This window comes from Enterobacter genomosp. O, assembly GCF_001022965.1.
In the GTDB taxonomy this organism is placed as follows: Bacteria; Pseudomonadota; Gammaproteobacteria; order Enterobacterales; family Enterobacteriaceae; genus Enterobacter; species Enterobacter cloacae_L.
Genome location: NZ_LECZ01000027.1, coordinates 1 through 15,320, shown reverse-complemented (window position 1 = coordinate 15,320; position 15,320 = coordinate 1). Strand labels below are relative to the sequence as shown.

Below are 15,320 nucleotides of genomic sequence, written 5' to 3'. Positions count from 1 at the left end.
GGACGCATGCCTGAGGTTCTTCTCGTGCCTGATATGAAGCTTTTTGCTGGTAACGCCACCCCGGAACTAGCACAACGTATTGCCAACCGCCTGTACACTTCCCTCGGCGACGCCGCCGTAGGTCGCTTTAGCGACGGCGAAGTCAGCGTACAAATCAACGAAAATGTACGCGGTGGTGATATTTTCATCATCCAGTCCACCTGTGCTCCAACAAACGACAACCTGATGGAACTGGTTGTTATGGTCGACGCCCTGCGTCGTGCTTCAGCAGGCCGTATCACTGCTGTTATTCCTTACTTCGGCTATGCCCGTCAGGACCGTCGCGTTCGTTCCGCGCGTGTGCCAATCACCGCCAAAGTTGTCGCCGACTTCCTGTCCAGCGTCGGCGTTGACCGCGTACTGACCGTTGACCTGCACGCAGAGCAGATCCAGGGCTTCTTCGACGTCCCGGTTGATAACGTATTCGGCAGCCCAATCCTGCTGGAAGACATGCTGCAGCTGAACCTGGACAACCCAATCGTGGTTTCTCCGGACATCGGCGGCGTGGTACGTGCTCGTGCTATCGCTAAGCTGCTGAACGATACCGACATGGCAATCATCGACAAACGCCGTCCGCGCGCTAACGTTTCTCAGGTGATGCACATCATCGGTGACGTTGCTGGCCGCGACTGCGTGCTGGTTGACGACATGATCGATACCGGCGGTACGCTGTGTAAAGCCGCTGAAGCGCTGAAAGAGCGTGGTGCCAAGCGCGTGTTCGCTTACGCGACCCACCCGATCTTCTCCGGCAATGCGGTAAACAACCTGCGCAACTCCGTTATTGACGAAGTTGTAGTATGCGATACCATCCCACTGAGCGACGAGATCAAGGCACTGCCAAACGTGCGTACCCTGACCCTGTCCGGGATGCTGGCCGAAGCGATTCGTCGTATCAGCAACGAAGAATCCATCTCTGCAATGTTCGAACACTAATCGGACACGGCCCAAAAACCCGCTGCGGCGGGTTTTTTTGTCTCTGGGTTTTATTTGTATGATTAATGCCTCCTTCACCTGCCATTCATATGACAGATGATGCGCATACGGATGATAGATAATTGTGAAAAACGTAACCTCCTCACATGTTCTGCCCTTTCGCGCCCTCATCGACGCCTGCTGGAAAGAGAAGTACACCTCGTCACGCTTTGTGCGTGACCTGATTGCCGGGATCACCGTCGGCATTATCGCCATCCCGCTGGCGATGGCGCTGGCGATTGGCAGCGGCGTTGCGCCGCAGTACGGCCTGTACACCTCGGCCGTTGCCGGGATCGTCATCGCCCTGACCGGCGGTTCACGCTTTAGCGTCTCCGGCCCAACCGCCGCTTTTGTGGTGATCCTCTACCCCGTTTCGCAACAGTTTGGCCTGGCAGGCCTGCTGGTCGCCACCCTGATGTCCGGGGTCTTTTTAATACTGTTTGGCCTGGCCCGCTTTGGCCGCCTGATCGAGTACATCCCCCTTTCCGTGACGCTGGGGTTCACCTCCGGGATCGGTATCACCATCGGGACGATGCAAATCAAGGATTTCCTCGGCCTGCAAATGGCTCACGTTCCTGAACACTATCTGCAAAAAGTGGGGGCGCTGTTTATGGCCCTGCCGACTGCGAACCTGGGCGACGCCGCCATCGGGATTGTGACGCTGGGCACGCTGATCGTCTGGCCCCGTCTGGGCATTCGTCTGCCGGGCCATTTGCCCGCGCTGCTGCTGGGCTGCGCGGTGATGGCTATCGTAAATATGTTCGGTGGTCATGTCGCCACCATCGGCTCGCAGTTCCACTATGTTCTGGCGGACGGTTCACAGGGCAGCGGCATTCCGCAGCTGTTACCGCAGCTGGTGCTGCCGTGGGAACTGCCCGGCTCCAGCTTTACCTTAAGCTGGGATTCCCTTCGCGCCCTGCTTCCTGCTGCTTTCTCCATGGCGATGCTGGGGGCGATTGAGTCCCTGCTCTGCGCCGTGGTGCTTGACGGCATGACCGGCACCAAACACAAAGCTAACGGCGAGCTGGTCGGCCAGGGATTAGGGAATATCATCGCGCCGTTCTTCGGCGGTATTACGGCCACGGCGGCTATCGCCCGTTCTGCGGCAAACGTGCGCGCCGGGGCAACCTCGCCCGTATCGGCGGTTATCCACTCCGTGCTGGTGATCCTCGCCCTGCTGATCCTCGCCCCGCTGCTCTCCTGGCTGCCGCTCTCCGCCATGGCTGCCCTCCTGCTGATGGTGGCCTGGAACATGAGTGAGGCGCACAAGGTCGTGAACCTGCTGCGTCGCGCCCCGAAAGACGACATCATCGTGATGCTGATCTGCATGTCGCTGACCGTGCTGTTCGATATGGTCATCGCCATCAGCGTCGGGATCGTGCTCGCATCCCTGCTGTTTATGCGCCGCATTGCGCAGATGACCCGCCTATCCCCGGTTAACGTGGAGGTGCCCGACGACGTGCTGGTACTGCGCGTGATTGGCCCGCTGTTTTTCGCCGCGGCGGAAGGATTGTTCAGCGATCTGGAGTCCCGCATCGCGGGCAAACGGATTGTGGTGCTGAAATGGGATGCCGTACCGGTGCTGGATGCCGGCGGGCTGGATGCCTTCCAGCGCTTTGTGAAACGCCTGCCGGAAGGCTGCGAGCTGCGGGTAAGTAACCTGGAATTCCAGCCACTGCGCACCATGGCGCGCGCGGGCGTGCAGCCCATCCCTGGCCGACTCTCCTTCTACCCTAACCGTGAAGCGGCGTTAGCGGATCTGTGAGCCACCTGATGCAGAGAAACGTCTCTGCATCATCACCCCGATCGCCTGCTGGAGCCATGCGATCACGGCAGGCGTCATCCATGTTCCCTTCATCAGATGCGGCTCCTGCTGCATGGCCACGCGAAACTTTTGCTGGGTCTCCGGGTTCGTGCCCGCGTAAGACTGGAACAGCGCCAGCCAGTTTTCGGCAAGTTTTTGCGCATCGTCAGAGGTGGGATCGAGATTTCCCCGCTGCGCCTGGTGCAGCTTCGCCACCAGCGGCGGCCACTCCATCATGCGGTCAAAGTAGTGCTTACGGGTAAATGCCATCTCTTCGGCAGAGAGATATTTCTCCCAGATAATAAGCTTCGACTCGGCAAACGCCCGCGTAATGTAATCGGTCATCTCCGGCGTAATGCCGGTCTGCGCCTGCATCTGTGGCTCAACGCTGTGCATTTCGTTCAGCCGGGTGAGAAACTCCGGCTTGCCCGCCGTGTCCTGCTCCAGGCGTACCATCCAGCGCGTAGCCAGGTCCATCGCCCGCGCGTCCGTCGCGGGTATGTGTTGTTCCAGCAGCGCGCTGGCCTCCGCAACCAGCCCCGACCAGATAGCCGCCAGCGCATCCTTCTGCACCACAAACGGCAGCTGCTGTAACTCTTCTTTGCTAAACCAGCGATCGTACATATTCATCAACTCCAGAGTCTGTAGCCAGGATTCCAGATCCGGGGTCGCATCGTCGAGAAGCCCGGTGCGTAAATCCATCATCCGGTCGCGCAGCGTATTTATGCTGCGCAGCTGCTTATCCAGCAGGCTGATTTGCGCATCGAGGAGCTCCGTTAACGATAGCGACTCCTGTTCCAGAAAATCCCTGATTTCAGCAAGTTCCAGCCCCGCTTTTGCCAGCGCCTGGATCATGTGCAGACGCTGAACATCCGCCAGGTTGTAAAGTCGGTAACCTGCCGCGCTTCTGGCAGAAGGCAGCAACAACCCTGTTTGCTCATAGTGATGCAACGTTCGCACGGTGATGCCGGCCCGTTTTGCCAGCTCACCCACCTGAATCAACATAACTGCTCCTTTTCTTTGCCAGTGCCGCCACTCTGGAGCCTTACGTTACGTGAGGGTCAACCCTTGATGCAAAAAAAACGACTCCCTCGGGAGCCGTTTCGGTGTTCGATATCGCAGCACTAGCTGTGCTTATGCTGGTCGCGACGACAGCGTTTGTCGTAGTGGCGCACCCACCAGTATTTGTCACACACTTCCTCGTGGCCGCTCACGCGAGCCCCTGCCAGCCACAATACCGCACCAACAAAGATGCTCAATATTGCGCCATGCGCAAAATATTGCGGAAGGTCAAACTGCGGCAACTGGTTTAAAATTGAATAACCCACGCCGGCTACCATCACGAACAGCCCTAATCCCATCAGCACGTTACCGAGTAACGAAGCGTTTTTGCGTTTCATGTGTCACCTCCGGAACTTTGGGTCGTCAGGGGAAAAGCCCCTAATCCTTGTGTGTAAAGTATAGACAACGCCCCTTTTATGAGTTGCGTGAATGATCACAATTACAGATAACTCCCAAACAAAAGTTTACAAATAAGACTTTGAACAGCTTGAAATTCTAATTGTTCAAATAGGTAATTATTCGTATCTCACTGTGAAGATCGCAGAATTTTGTCAAGCGGCGCGCCAGACAGTAAACTACGCGCCAGATCTGGAACCCATTAGGAATTGAATCGTGACGATTAAACTGATTGTCGGCCTCGCCAACCCGGGCGCAGAGTATGCGGCCACCCGCCACAATGCCGGGGCATGGTACGTCGATCTGCTGGCCGAGCGGTTACGTGCTCCCCTGCGTGAAGAACCTAAATTCTTCGGGTATACCTCACGTATCAACCTTGCTGGCGCGGATGTTCGCCTGCTGGTGCCCACTACGTTTATGAACCTGAGCGGTAAAGCGGTGGCGGCGATGGCGACGTTTTATCGCATTAATCCGGATGAAATTCTGGTGGCCCACGATGAGCTGGACCTTCCGCCTGGGGTGGCAAAATTCAAGCTGGGCGGCGGGCACGGCGGCCACAACGGTCTTAAAGACATCATCAGCAAGCTGGGCAATAACCCGAATTTTCACCGTTTGCGCGTGGGAATCGGCCATCCGGGCGATAAAAACAAAGTTGTCGGTTTTGTTCTGGGTAAGCCCCCGGTTTCTGAGCAGAAACTGATTGACGAGGCGGTAGACGAAGCGGCGCGCTGCACCGAAATCTGGCTGAAAGATGGGTTAACCAAAGCGACAAACCGTTTGCACGCTTTCAAAGCGCAATAATCCACCCGGTACGGCATTTTTACCGCGCGTCATGCGGGTTACGTGTATAATAGGCGTAGTTATTTACTTTTCATCAGTCGGTTATCGTTAACGGATTGATTATCAAGATATTAAGGTGATTTAGAAATGGGATTCAAATGCGGTATCGTCGGTCTGCCAAACGTGGGCAAATCCACCCTGTTTAACGCGCTTACCAAAGCGGGTATCGAAGCGGCGAACTTCCCGTTCTGTACCATCGAACCTAATACCGGCGTTGTTCCAATGCCTGACCCGCGTCTGGACCAGCTCGCGGAAATCGTGAAGCCACAGCGTATTCTGCCGACCACCATGGAGTTCGTGGACATCGCGGGCCTGGTAAAAGGCGCATCCAAAGGTGAAGGTCTGGGCAACCAGTTCCTGACCAACATCCGTGAAACCGAAGCGATCGGTCACGTTGTGCGCTGCTTCGAGAATGACAACATTATCCACGTGAACAACAAAGTGGATCCGGCCGACGACATCGACGTCATCAACACCGAGCTGGCGCTCTCTGACCTCGATACCTGCGAACGCGCTATTCACCGCGTGCAGAAGAAAGCCAAAGGTGGCGACAAAGACGCGAAAGCGGAACTGGCTGCGCTGGAAAAATGTCTGCCACAGCTGGAAAACGCCGGCATGCTGCGCGCGCTGAAAAACCTGACTGAAGAAGACAAAGCGGCAATCAAATACCTGAGCTTCCTGACCCTGAAGCCAACCATGTACATCGCCAACGTTAACGAAGACGGTTTCGAGAACAACCCGTACCTCGACAAAGTACGTGAAATCGCAGCGGCTGAAGGTTCTGTGGTTGTTGCCGTGTGCGCGGCCGTTGAATCTGATATCGCCGAGCTGGACGATGCCGACCGTGAAGAGTTCATGGCCGAGCTGGGTCTGGAAGAGCCGGGCCTGAACCGCGTGATCCGCGCAGGCTATGAGCTGCTGAACCTGCAGACCTACTTCACCGCTGGCGTGAAAGAAGTGCGTGCGTGGACCATCCCTGTGGGTGCAACTGCGCCTCAGGCTGCTGGTAAAATCCATACCGACTTCGAGAAAGGCTTTATTCGTGCGCAGACCATCGCGTTTGAAGACTTCATCACCTACAAAGGTGAGCAAGGCGCGAAAGAAGCAGGCAAGATGCGTGCGGAAGGGAAAGATTATATCGTTAAAGATGGCGACGTAATGAACTTCCTGTTTAACGTCTGATTCGTCTTGAGTCAAAAAAATCCACGCCCTGGCGTGGATTTTTTTATTGCAGCGTCAAAACACATTGTCTAAAAGTTCTGCCTTCATACTGGGTTCGAAGGGTATGATTTCGGCAGTCGCAAGCTTTAACGCCTGAAAAGGATCCTCGCGCAAGCGCTCTTCAAGAGAGGCAAGACTCTCAGATTTAGCGAGAATGACCCCACCGGTTCTTGGGATCCGTCTTCCGGAAGCCAGAAATATCCCCTCTGCATACCCCTTTTTTAGCCACTCCACATGAGCTGGTATCGCTGCGTCAACCTCTTCAAGGGGTTTGATATAGGTTAAAATGACAATGTAAACCGTGCTCATTCTTTGCCTCTCAGCTCTGTTTTAAACTGCTTGTTGGAACTGCCTTTGCAGCCTCTTTTGCCACCGGTTATTGTTATCATTTTTTGGCGCTTTTGATGTTAATACGCAGGGCCCAATTGAGACAAAGCATTACGCTTCATCTCCCAGGAATAAAACCAATCATGCCAGCCGTTTTGCTTTTCCGCATAGCTACAGACCACAACCACTTCCTTTGACAGGTTGAAAGTTAAGTAACAGAAAAATGCGCCTTCAGGAGGTGCTGACCAAAATAGTTTTTCGCCCTGCGCATTGAAGATGGTCAAAACGGTTGATAGTGGCTTTGGCTCGCTTAACGCAAAGACTAACTGGCGTGTTGAGTCGACCATTGCATAGTCTAAACATGGCATACTAACCAGTATGTTACTTTCACCACACGCCCATTGAACCAGGTCATTTTCTTTAACACAAATGAGATTTGCAATCATTGGTAAACCTCAATTTTTAAAGTTTGATCTGTTTCAAGTCACCTTCAAAAAACCCCATAAGATATACCCGGTATCGGGCTGGCTGTACCTCTTTATACGTTAATACAATAGAAAATTCTTTTAAACAATTTGAACATGCTTTTTTCGAAACATGTAATTGGCTTTCATCATAGCTAAATTCATTATGATCACTAACAAGCTTCACTCCTCTCATTTTCTTAACCAAAAAGTACTTTACCTCCTCAGAGAGCGAGTCAAACTCATATGAGTTTACGATGGAATAGACTATTACACCCTCGCATTCAGGGCATGCTATTTTTGCGCCATAATCTATAAAGTCATTATCAATGCCATCCAGCACTAATATCTTCTTCTTCAGTCGATTAGTTAATTTCATTTTTATTGAGCTTTTAAGTTATTAATAGAAAAAGTAAGGCAAGAAGAAAAAGAGGGATTTTATTAATTAATAACATTATTTAGCCAAACATTCCATTCGATATAAATACCACAATCGAAGCTTTTTTCATTGGACTGTACAACAATACTTCCCCATTCATGCTCCCATTGAAATCCATATGGGGGATTGGTAATTTTAAGCTTAGGCTTTGAGGTTATTTCACTCTCAACCCATGCTGTCAAACGCTGCTGCTCATCCGATAAATTACTCAGGCTAGCCCTTTTATCCCAATCCTCTAGCGTTTTATAAAAACGTCCATCCTTACTAGTAAGAAATAATGATGGAGTAAAAGAAAATGCTGAAGGCCTCAGTTCCAAAATGAAAATTTGATCTTTCCATTTAATATTATCCATAGCGAAATAAAAAGGACCTATTTTAGTCAATGGCGAGAAGAACTTGTAAAATGCGGAATTTTTAAAAGTATCAACATCTTTTAATTCGATTGGGTAGTTGTTAATTGCTACAAATCCAGTATGAACATCAAGATTCATTTTTAACATATCTAAACAACCTTGTCTGGAAGTGACTACGTTATATTCCAAACTATATATATCCCATGATTAAATGACTTTGTCTCATATGAGACTGAAACCCGCCCCCACGCAAAGTTCCACCTAATGATATCTGTTTCTGTGGTATCAGGCGTGTCCAGGTTTAGTGATTCTTTCAGCCAATCAGACAAGCTTTTTACTGATTCATTTAGCATGTGAATATTAGTTCGAGCATTCCAATCATTTAATGCTTTATAGTATTGACTGTTTTTATCAACAAGATGAAGCATAAAAGGAAAACCATAGCACACTGGGCGTATGGTAACTTGAAATTCTTTATCGGAAAACACTGCTGAGTCAACAAGGTAGTGATTTGGCATGGTTTTCTTAACGGCTTTGTGCTTTACCAATTCGCGGTATAAATCACACTTACAAAAGCCTTCTTCAGTATCAATTTCCAAAGGCAGATCATCAAGATTTAGTTCACCTGTAATCGGTTTAAATTTTAATTCAATCATGTTGCCCTGCTTTACTTCTGATCGTGTGACAAGATCTTAATGATATAATCGACTCAACATGATAACCTCCATATGAGTAGAATTCCCCCTGTACAAATTACATTTGTTATAACCATTTACAATGTCATACGCACAACAATAAAGTCTTATTGCCAATGGTACAGTAAGTCAATCCACATTTCTTTTTCCCCGGAGATAACTTTTATGCCATCTCTATTTTGTTTTACATACTGCATGTACGTTTCATAAATAGCTCTTATTATCACTGTTTTTTCAAAGCGAGATTCTTCAATAAGAGTCATTAGTTTTTCTAAATAAATTGATGAGTCCACTCTTACGTTGAAAAAAAACCTGAGATAATCGAGTACTTCATTATATGAATCGTAATCCATGATAGGCATTCCTGACTTCATATACTGATTTGTTTGGCTCACACAATTCTGGGGATATTCTGATAGCTGCGTCTCGCTTTCCAGCAGCAGCTTACCTCAGGCTCTGTTCGCCACTTCCCAGCGCATCTCCCCTTCGATATCCGCTATCCGCTCTGCCGTGTCGTTGGGCTGGCAGTAGAACCAGAAGATCGCTGGGGCATCAACGTCGTCAAAATGTGCCAGCGGATCATCACTGTCCGGTCGCTGTAGACTTAGGTCAGCTGCACGTCACCGTGTACCTCCTGCAGCAGGCGGTTATGGGTAATTTTCTCAATCGCCCCTTCGAGCGGATTATCATCAGCGACGAACAGGTTGTGAATAAAGTCAACAGAAGGGGATTAAGCGTAATGCGTGATATATAAAACAAAAGGCGTAATTGATATTATTCCAATATCTCTCAGAGAGGACGATAATTATTGGGACGAGTCAAGAGTCATTTACCCTTCCCCATGCATCAACCTGTTCACCCTTCATAAAAAACAAACATAATAAACAACCTGAAAGAAATTAATTCCCCGCATGACTATTAGTTAGCAAAAGTAAAAGTAAATATCACGTATCAAATCTCCATCCGCTTCATCAACGGTTCTTGTTTTGACTTTATTAAAGTCAGCTAAAATACCTTTCACTGGCACATCAGGCTTTGATATGTCATCATAAAATGCTTCCTGTTGACTTTCCCGAACATATTTTTTTATTAAAAAAACAAGATTTTTTCGTAACTCTTCTTCTGTCATCGCTTTTACTCCGGAATTATAGTAACACGGTCAAAAATAACAGGGTAATTACGTTCGACTGGTAGCAACTGTAATGCCCCACCTTTACCATACTCAGGATATGCACTGGTGAAAAGCTCATAACCTGGCCCTCTGCCACCATTGGCAAGAGGGACTTGCACCTGAGGTACACCATTTTTATAAAGTTGTAATGTATCAAACTCACCCAGTAAACGTGCATCACTCCATGAATCAGGATTACCTTTCTCATAAAATATTTGATAGGCATCCCTGGCTTCATGTGCAGATTTATATTTCGTATATCCAAAATAACTTAATGGTGCTGATTTATTTTCCATTGTCTGTGCAGCATATTTGCTATCCATATACCGGTATGCGATAGAAGGCATAGTCGAACTAGGGCCACTTGGACCAACATAGAAATCAGGTTTCGTTTTACCGCTACACTCGCGGCTCAACCCCCACGGATCCACCCACCCCAACGCATTCGGCGCATACTGGTAAAGGTTTATCCCCCCCGCCAGCCCTATCGGGTCCTGCTGCGTAAACCGCCCGCAGTCCGGGTCGTAATAGCGGAACAGATTGTAGTGCAGCCCTGTCTCACGGTCCAGGTATTGCCCCTGCATGCGCAGGTTCTGGGAATATCCTGATAGCTGCGTTTCGCTTTCCCGCAGCAGCTTGCCCCAGGCGCTGTTAACCCCTTCCCAGCGTACCTGCCCTTCGATATCCGTCATCCGCTCCGGCGTGCCGTTCGGCTGGCAGTGGAACCAGAAAATCTCCGGCGCTTCCACGCCGTCAATACGCGCCAGCGGGTCATAGCTGTCCTGGTCGCTGTAGACGTAGGTGAGCGGCACATCCCCGTGCATTTCCTGCAGCAGGCGGAACCCTTCCCAGACAAACCGGGTGGTGACCGGCTTGCCGGCTGGCTGTCCGCCCAGCATCTGGCGGCGCGTTTTGCTGATGCGGCGTCCGAGCGGGTCGTAGCGGAAGCTGACCTGCGTCAGCGGCCTGTTGCGGTCCCGCGGCTGGCTGATAACCTCCGTCAGGCGGTGCTCGCCGTCGTACCGGTAGTGCCAGCGCGTCTGGCCATTATCTTTCTCCACGGTGCGGCCGTGGATGTCATAACGCCAGCGAATGCCGTTCATTTGCGTCAGGCGGTTGTGCGTGACCTTCTCAGCAGAGCCTTCGAGCGGGTTACCGGCAGCATCCCAGCGCCACTGCTCCTGGCCGGGCAGCGTACCGTCCTGAACGAGCAGACGCCCGGCGCTGTCGTACTGCCAGCGGTACCAGCTGAACGGGTTATCGTCCCGCTCTTCACGCACCAGGTTATTGCGATAGTCGTAATCCCAGCGGCGGGACCAGCGGCGCGGCGACGGGCGCTGGGCGTTGCCGGTGAAGACGTCCCGGCGATGCAGGCGGCCGAGACGGTCGTATTCGCTGCGGGTGGTCAGCAGCCCCTGCGTGCGGCTGGTCTCCCGGTGGAGTTCGTCGCGGGTAAAGTCGGAGACCGACAGCTTATCGAGAGCAATGCTGAGCAGATGCCCGCTGCCGTAGTAGAACTGTTTTAGCTCGCGGCCATCCGGCAGCGTAACGGAGGTGCGGTTGCCAAGGGCGTCGTACTGCCACGCCAGCTCCCCATGCTCGCCCGCTTCGCGCGTCACGCGACCGAGTGCGTCATATTCAAAGGCAAGCTCCTGCTCTGCCTCGGTGCTCCACGCGTCCGCTGAAAGTGCAGGGTGCAGCCCAATCCGGCTTAATAGCCCGGACGGGGTATAGTGATAGCGGGTCTGGCCTTCCGGCGTGGTGCGGGCGACCAGCTGGCCGCTCGCGCTCCAGGCGAAGGCATGGGTAATGGCCTCCGGATGACCGGCGGCAAAGGTGCGAGCTATCGTGCGTCCGCAGGCGTCGTAGCGATACTGCGAGGCCACGCCATCGAGCCCCGTCTCTTCCAGCAGCAGCGAATCGGCTCCCCAGCGGAACTGATACGCTTCGCCGTTTTCGTTTTCAAGAGCAATCAGACGCCCCCGGCTGTCCCAGCGGCGACGGACCTCTTCACCCTGAGAATTTCGCGTAGCGGTTAAGCGCCCGGCCTCATCGTATCTGAACTCACTTTCTTTACCATCCGCGCCAGCATGCTTCACCGGCAGGCCGCGTTCGTTCCATTTGAGCGACTCCGTCCAGCCTTCCGGGCGATCGAGCTGCACCGGACGCCCTGCAGCGTCGTAGCGATAGCGCGTCTCTTCACCGTCGGCGCCAGTCTCGGCCACCAGCCAGCCCAGTGGATGATAGTGATACCGGGTCGTGCGGCCAGAGCAGTCCGTCGCGCGCACCAGCTGTCCCGCCTCGTTGTACTCCTGGTAGCGGCTGTTGCCCGCGGCATCGACCTCCTCAACGACCTGACCAAACTCGTCCCGGCGCAGCAGCGTCGTCTGCCCCATCGGGTCCACCACGCGCTTCAGGCCGTGATGGTCGTCGTACCAGAAACGGGTAGTGCTGCCGTCGGCTTCGATAATCGCAGACGGCAGCGCGCGGTGCTCAAGCCAGGTCGTTGCGCGGGCATTGCCGTCGGCGTCGATCTCCTGCACCCGGTTGCCCATCTCGTCATAAACGAAGGTAACGGCATTCCCGAGCGGATCGATGCGACGGGTCAGAAGCTCGTTGTCATCCCACTCGTAGCGCCAGTTTTCACCGCGCTCGTCTACGAAGCGGACGATCAGGCTCTGCGCGTTCCAGTAGTGCTGACGCTTCTGACCATCATAGTGCTCGACGGTCGTTAGCCCGGCGGCTAAATCATAGGTAAAGCGGCAGCCGTCGCCGGTGCTGGTGCGGTTTTCCACCACGCGCCAGTGGTCAAATTTTTTCCAGCGGTACTCGCTCTCCAGCCCGCCCGGCAGGCTGTGCCAGACCATCAGGCCGTGGTCGTTATAGCGGTATTCGCGGGTGACGACGCCAGAGGCATCCGTCGCGCTCGCCAGTTGGCCGCGCGCATCGTAGCCCCACTGCATCAACGGCCAGCTACGGCTACCGTCGAAATGGCTGGCGGCGGTCACGCGCTGCGGGAATCGTTCGTCCTCATAGCGCAGGGTGACGTCTATCGCCCGCGGCTCGTCGTGAAGACCAACCAGCCTGCCGTGCTCGTCCCACTCCGTCAGCAGCGCGTTGCCGTATTCATCGCTAAGGGAGGCCAGACGCAGGATTAAGGGGTTCGCGCGTGTCGGTTTATACAGACGCCACACCGCGCCGTCATCGTCCGCAATCGCCACGTCGCCGCTCTCATTGCGGCGGATAATGATGCCTTCGCTGATGCTGTAAAACGCGCGGTCGACAGGGGGCAGTTCAAAGCTCAGCTCGCGTCCGGTTTCGTCGAACCAAGTGGCGTTGTTTTCTTCCAGCGTCAGATAGCTGTCAAAGGCGGTAGCCCAGCCCAGGCCAAACAGCCCTTCTCGGGTGGTCAGGCTGTTATAGCTGCGCTGCCAGCGAAGCGGGAAGCGGCCCGGCAGCGAGAAATCGAGTTCATCATCGTCATTTAGCACCTTCACGCCGGTGGCGGCATGCACCGGGTGCGAGGAGCCAAACACGGCATTGACGGCCATATCGGCCAGCATCCCTCCGCCGGCTGCCGCCAGCGCGCAGGGCATGTTTTTCAGGATCTTGCCCGGACGGCCGCGCAGCAGGGAGAGCGCAATCATCCCCAGCGCCAGCCCCGGCGTTTTGCCGCTTTTGATATCGCGAACCGTGAGCGTGTCGCCGCCGATGATCACGTTCGGGGAGACGTCATCGGAAACGGTCCCTTCGCAGGTGGTGCGATCTTTCGCACGCACCGCAGGCTGGCCGTTGATGAAGACGCTTTTCGAGCCTTCCGCCAGATACTGCGGTCCGGAGTGCTTTTCACACGCCACCTTGTCTTCTTCCAGCGGTGAGGTGCCCGCGGCGGCAGACGCCACGCTCGGCTGCCACATTTCGCTGCCAAACTGTCCGGCAGCGGAAAGCAGCATGCCCGCGTAATCGGCAAAGCTGCCCGGAGACTGCGGCTCAGGTGAAGGGGTATCTGCTGGCGTCAGCGTCCCGGCCGCGCGCGCGGCGGGGATCGCATTGGTCAGAACGTTATTCGAACCGGTAGTAATTTTACCCGCAGGCGACGGCGGGAAAATCGCGTTGCCTAACCCCTCGGCGGCGCTGCTGATATCGTCTGTGATCCCCGCCACGTTGGCCAGCACGCCGCCAATGATGCCGCTTAACAGACAGCTGGAGCCAATCGCCGCCACGCCTGCGGCTGCCGCCCCTGCCCCCAGCAATGGCGCCGCCACGGTAGCTGCTGCCCCCACCGCCGCGCCGATCACCGCATAAGCGGCGCCTTCCGCCACAATGCTGGTGATGTCCGCAAAAATGCTGGAATGAATAATCTCGTCGCCCTTACGGGCCGCGTTGTTATCGCTCATGCCTTACACATTCCGGTTGTCGTTTAGCGTCAGGCTCTGCTTAAGCGCGCTCCAGCGCCCCTCGTCCTCTTCAGTGAATGCTCTGAGCGCTGAGAGGGTAAAAATCATCAACACCGGTTTGCCCGGCGTCTGCACGGCCAGCTGTTTTTGCCACAGGCGCTGCCCGTTATGGTCAAAGTTGGTTTCAACCTCCAGACCGCTGATGTTGCCGTCAGGCCCGGCTTTCACACGCTGGAATTCGCTCTGGGCGACCTCGCCCATCTGCGGGCGCATCACGTCCCACTGGCGGTGGAACTCTTTCTCATAATCGCTGCCATCCGGGATAACGCCGCGGCTGACCACGACGGACAGCCCGCTTTCGTCATCGCGAATAATGTTCATGCTGTTATCCTGCCAGGCCGCAGGGAAAAGGGAAAACGAACCTTCCTGGAGGGTATATTTCATTGGTGAATCCGCGTCTAAGAATGCTGAAGAATTTTAAGGGCCGTTATGGACAACATGGCGTCAGACAGAAAGCGGTTATTCTTTCGGCGGCGTGAATTTCGCCTGAACCGCCGCATCAATGTCTCCTTTGTGCCCCGCGCCCGGCGCCGTGGTGCCGGGTTTCGTGCCAGAGGTATTCAGGTGCAGCTTACCGCCCGTCGTGATATGGCCATCCCCTTCAACAAAGAAGTTAAACTCTTTGCCGATCAGGCTAATTTTGCCGTTCGCGTTAAGCTCAATTGCGCTCTCGCCGGAGACCAGCCTCAGCTTTGTTCCGGAAGCGATAACGTACTGTTCCACCGCCGCATCCAGCTTGCCTTTCCCCGTCAGGATCTCGGTTCCGCCTTTCACCGCCTGGATCTGATTAGCCTCCACGCGATGCAGCTCGTTTTTCTTCACGTAGTGGCTGCGTTCGCCGCCGACGCTGTGCGTTTCATCATTTTTAACGCTGGTATCCATATTCCGCTCGGCCTGGATCCACACCTGCTCCGCACCCGCCTTGTCCTCGAAGCGCAGGGCGTTGGCGTTGTCGACCGAGCCGTCTTTCGTCCGGCTCATAAAGCCCATCTGCGTCGCCGCTGCCGGAAGCGCCCACGGCGGCATGCTCGCGTCGTTGTACACGCGACCGGTGATTATCGGCCGGTCCGGGTCGCCGTT

16 protein-coding genes are annotated in these 15,320 nt (G+C 54.0%); 4 read left to right on the top strand and 12 right to left on the bottom strand.

Annotated elements, in window-relative coordinates; translation table 11 throughout:
• Nucleotides 1-24 precede the first annotated feature (24 nt).
• Nucleotides 25-972, top strand: coding sequence for a ribose-phosphate diphosphokinase (gene prs / locus ABR39_RS19030; protein WP_003856663.1), 948 nt, complete (start codon nucleotides 25-27; stop codon nucleotides 970-972).
• Between the two features lie 124 nt (nucleotides 973-1,096).
• Nucleotides 1,097-2,776 (top strand): C4-dicarboxylic acid transporter DauA, encoded by a 1,680-nt coding sequence (dauA, locus tag ABR39_RS19025; RefSeq protein ID WP_047348212.1) that lies wholly within the window; start codon nucleotides 1,097-1,099, stop codon nucleotides 2,774-2,776.
• Here the strand turns inward: dauA and ABR39_RS19020 are convergent.
• On the bottom strand, nucleotides 2,762-3,820 hold the full coding sequence (locus ABR39_RS19020) for a MerR family transcriptional regulator (RefSeq protein ID WP_047348211.1): 1,059 nt from the start codon (nucleotides 3,818-3,820) through the stop codon (nucleotides 2,762-2,764). The genes dauA and ABR39_RS19020 overlap by 15 nt on opposite strands.
• A 119-nt stretch (nucleotides 3,821-3,939) precedes the next feature.
• The gene (ychH, locus tag ABR39_RS19015) at nucleotides 3,940-4,215 is read right to left on the bottom strand and encodes a stress-induced protein YchH (protein ID WP_047348210.1); all 276 of its coding nucleotides are present in this window, start codon (nucleotides 4,213-4,215) and stop codon (nucleotides 3,940-3,942) included.
• A 274-nt stretch (nucleotides 4,216-4,489) separates the two neighbouring features.
• Between ychH and pth the strand changes: the two genes are divergently transcribed.
• Nucleotides 4,490-5,074, top strand: coding sequence for an aminoacyl-tRNA hydrolase (gene pth / locus ABR39_RS19010; protein ID WP_023336005.1), 585 nt, complete (start codon nucleotides 4,490-4,492; stop codon nucleotides 5,072-5,074).
• A 126-nt stretch (nucleotides 5,075-5,200) separates the two neighbouring features.
• Nucleotides 5,201-6,295 (top strand): redox-regulated ATPase YchF, encoded by a 1,095-nt coding sequence (ychF, locus tag ABR39_RS19005; RefSeq protein ID WP_010432886.1) that lies wholly within the window; start codon nucleotides 5,201-5,203, stop codon nucleotides 6,293-6,295.
• A 54-nt stretch (nucleotides 6,296-6,349) separates the two neighbouring features.
• On the opposite strand, the gene ABR39_RS19000 is transcribed toward ychF, so the two are convergent.
• From ABR39_RS19000 to ABR39_RS18955, 10 genes are all read right to left on the bottom strand, one after another.
• The gene (locus ABR39_RS19000) at nucleotides 6,350-6,643 is read right to left on the bottom strand and encodes a YciI family protein (protein ID WP_047348209.1); all 294 of its coding nucleotides are present in this window, start codon (nucleotides 6,641-6,643) and stop codon (nucleotides 6,350-6,352) included.
• Nucleotides 6,644-6,741: 98 nt separating this feature from the next.
• Nucleotides 6,742-7,107, bottom strand: a complete 366-nt coding sequence (locus tag ABR39_RS18995; RefSeq protein WP_047348208.1) for a hypothetical protein — start codon at nucleotides 7,105-7,107, stop codon at nucleotides 6,742-6,744.
• Nucleotides 7,108-7,123: 16 nt separating this feature from the next.
• Nucleotides 7,124-7,468 carry a hypothetical protein gene (locus ABR39_RS18990; RefSeq protein ID WP_240477087.1) on the bottom strand — a complete coding sequence of 115 codons (345 nt, stop codon included), beginning with the start codon at nucleotides 7,466-7,468 and terminating at the stop codon, nucleotides 7,124-7,126.
• A 98-nt stretch (nucleotides 7,469-7,566) separates the two neighbouring features.
• Nucleotides 7,567-8,064, bottom strand: a complete 498-nt coding sequence (locus ABR39_RS18985; protein ID WP_047348206.1) for a hypothetical protein — start codon at nucleotides 8,062-8,064, stop codon at nucleotides 7,567-7,569.
• 26 nt (nucleotides 8,065-8,090) lie between these two features.
• The gene (locus ABR39_RS18980; RefSeq protein WP_047348205.1) at nucleotides 8,091-8,573 is read right to left on the bottom strand and encodes a hypothetical protein; all 483 of its coding nucleotides are present in this window, start codon (nucleotides 8,571-8,573) and stop codon (nucleotides 8,091-8,093) included.
• A gap of 146 nt (nucleotides 8,574-8,719) precedes the next feature.
• Nucleotides 8,720-8,965 carry a hypothetical protein gene (locus ABR39_RS18975; RefSeq protein ID WP_047348204.1) on the bottom strand — a complete coding sequence of 82 codons (246 nt, stop codon included), beginning with the start codon at nucleotides 8,963-8,965 and terminating at the stop codon, nucleotides 8,720-8,722.
• 569 nt (nucleotides 8,966-9,534) lie between these two features.
• Nucleotides 9,535-9,741 carry a hypothetical protein gene (locus ABR39_RS18970; RefSeq protein WP_032674991.1) on the bottom strand — a complete coding sequence of 69 codons (207 nt, stop codon included), beginning with the start codon at nucleotides 9,739-9,741 and terminating at the stop codon, nucleotides 9,535-9,537.
• 5 nt (nucleotides 9,742-9,746) lie between these two features.
• Nucleotides 9,747-14,180, bottom strand: a complete 4,434-nt coding sequence (locus ABR39_RS18965; protein WP_047348203.1) for an RHS repeat-associated core domain-containing protein — start codon at nucleotides 14,178-14,180, stop codon at nucleotides 9,747-9,749.
• A 3-nt stretch (nucleotides 14,181-14,183) separates the two neighbouring features.
• Nucleotides 14,184-14,624: a DcrB-related protein gene (locus ABR39_RS18960; RefSeq protein ID WP_047348202.1), complete on the bottom strand. Its 441-nt coding sequence runs from the start codon at nucleotides 14,622-14,624 to the stop codon at nucleotides 14,184-14,186.
• Nucleotides 14,625-14,699: 75 nt separating this feature from the next.
• A partial coding sequence (locus tag ABR39_RS18955; RefSeq protein WP_047348201.1) for a bacteriophage T4 gp5 trimerisation domain-containing protein occupies nucleotides 14,700-15,320 on the bottom strand: 621 nt, incomplete at its 5' end.

Bases quoted from the DNA above. Each gene is read 5' to 3' on its own strand.
- ABR39_RS18985 (WP_047348206.1), bottom strand. From the start codon at position 8,064: ATGTTAAAAATGAATCTTGATGTTCATACTGGATTTGTAGCAATTAAC.
- ychH (WP_047348210.1), bottom strand. From the start codon at position 4,215: ATGAAACGCAAAAACGCTTCGTTACTCGGTAACGTGCTGATGGGATTA.
- ychF (WP_010432886.1), top strand. From the start codon at position 5,201: ATGGGATTCAAATGCGGTATCGTCGGTCTGCCAAACGTGGGCAAATCC.
- ABR39_RS18980 (WP_047348205.1), bottom strand. From the start codon at position 8,573: ATGATTGAATTAAAATTTAAACCGATTACAGGTGAACTAAATCTTGAT.
- ABR39_RS18975 (WP_047348204.1), bottom strand. From the start codon at position 8,965: ATGGATTACGATTCATATAATGAAGTACTCGATTATCTCAGGTTTTTT.
- ABR39_RS19020 (WP_047348211.1), bottom strand. From the start codon at position 3,820: ATGTTGATTCAGGTGGGTGAGCTGGCAAAACGGGCCGGCATCACCGTG.
- ABR39_RS19000 (WP_047348209.1), bottom strand. From the start codon at position 6,643: ATGAGCACGGTTTACATTGTCATTTTAACCTATATCAAACCCCTTGAA.
- ABR39_RS18995 (WP_047348208.1), bottom strand. From the start codon at position 7,107: ATGATTGCAAATCTCATTTGTGTTAAAGAAAATGACCTGGTTCAATGG.
- ABR39_RS18965 (WP_047348203.1), bottom strand. From the start codon at position 14,180: ATGAGCGATAACAACGCGGCCCGTAAGGGCGACGAGATTATTCATTCC.
- ABR39_RS18970 (WP_032674991.1), bottom strand. From the start codon at position 9,741: ATGACAGAAGAAGAGTTACGAAAAAATCTTGTTTTTTTAATAAAAAAA.
- ABR39_RS18960 (WP_047348202.1), bottom strand. From the start codon at position 14,624: ATGAAATATACCCTCCAGGAAGGTTCGTTTTCCCTTTTCCCTGCGGCC.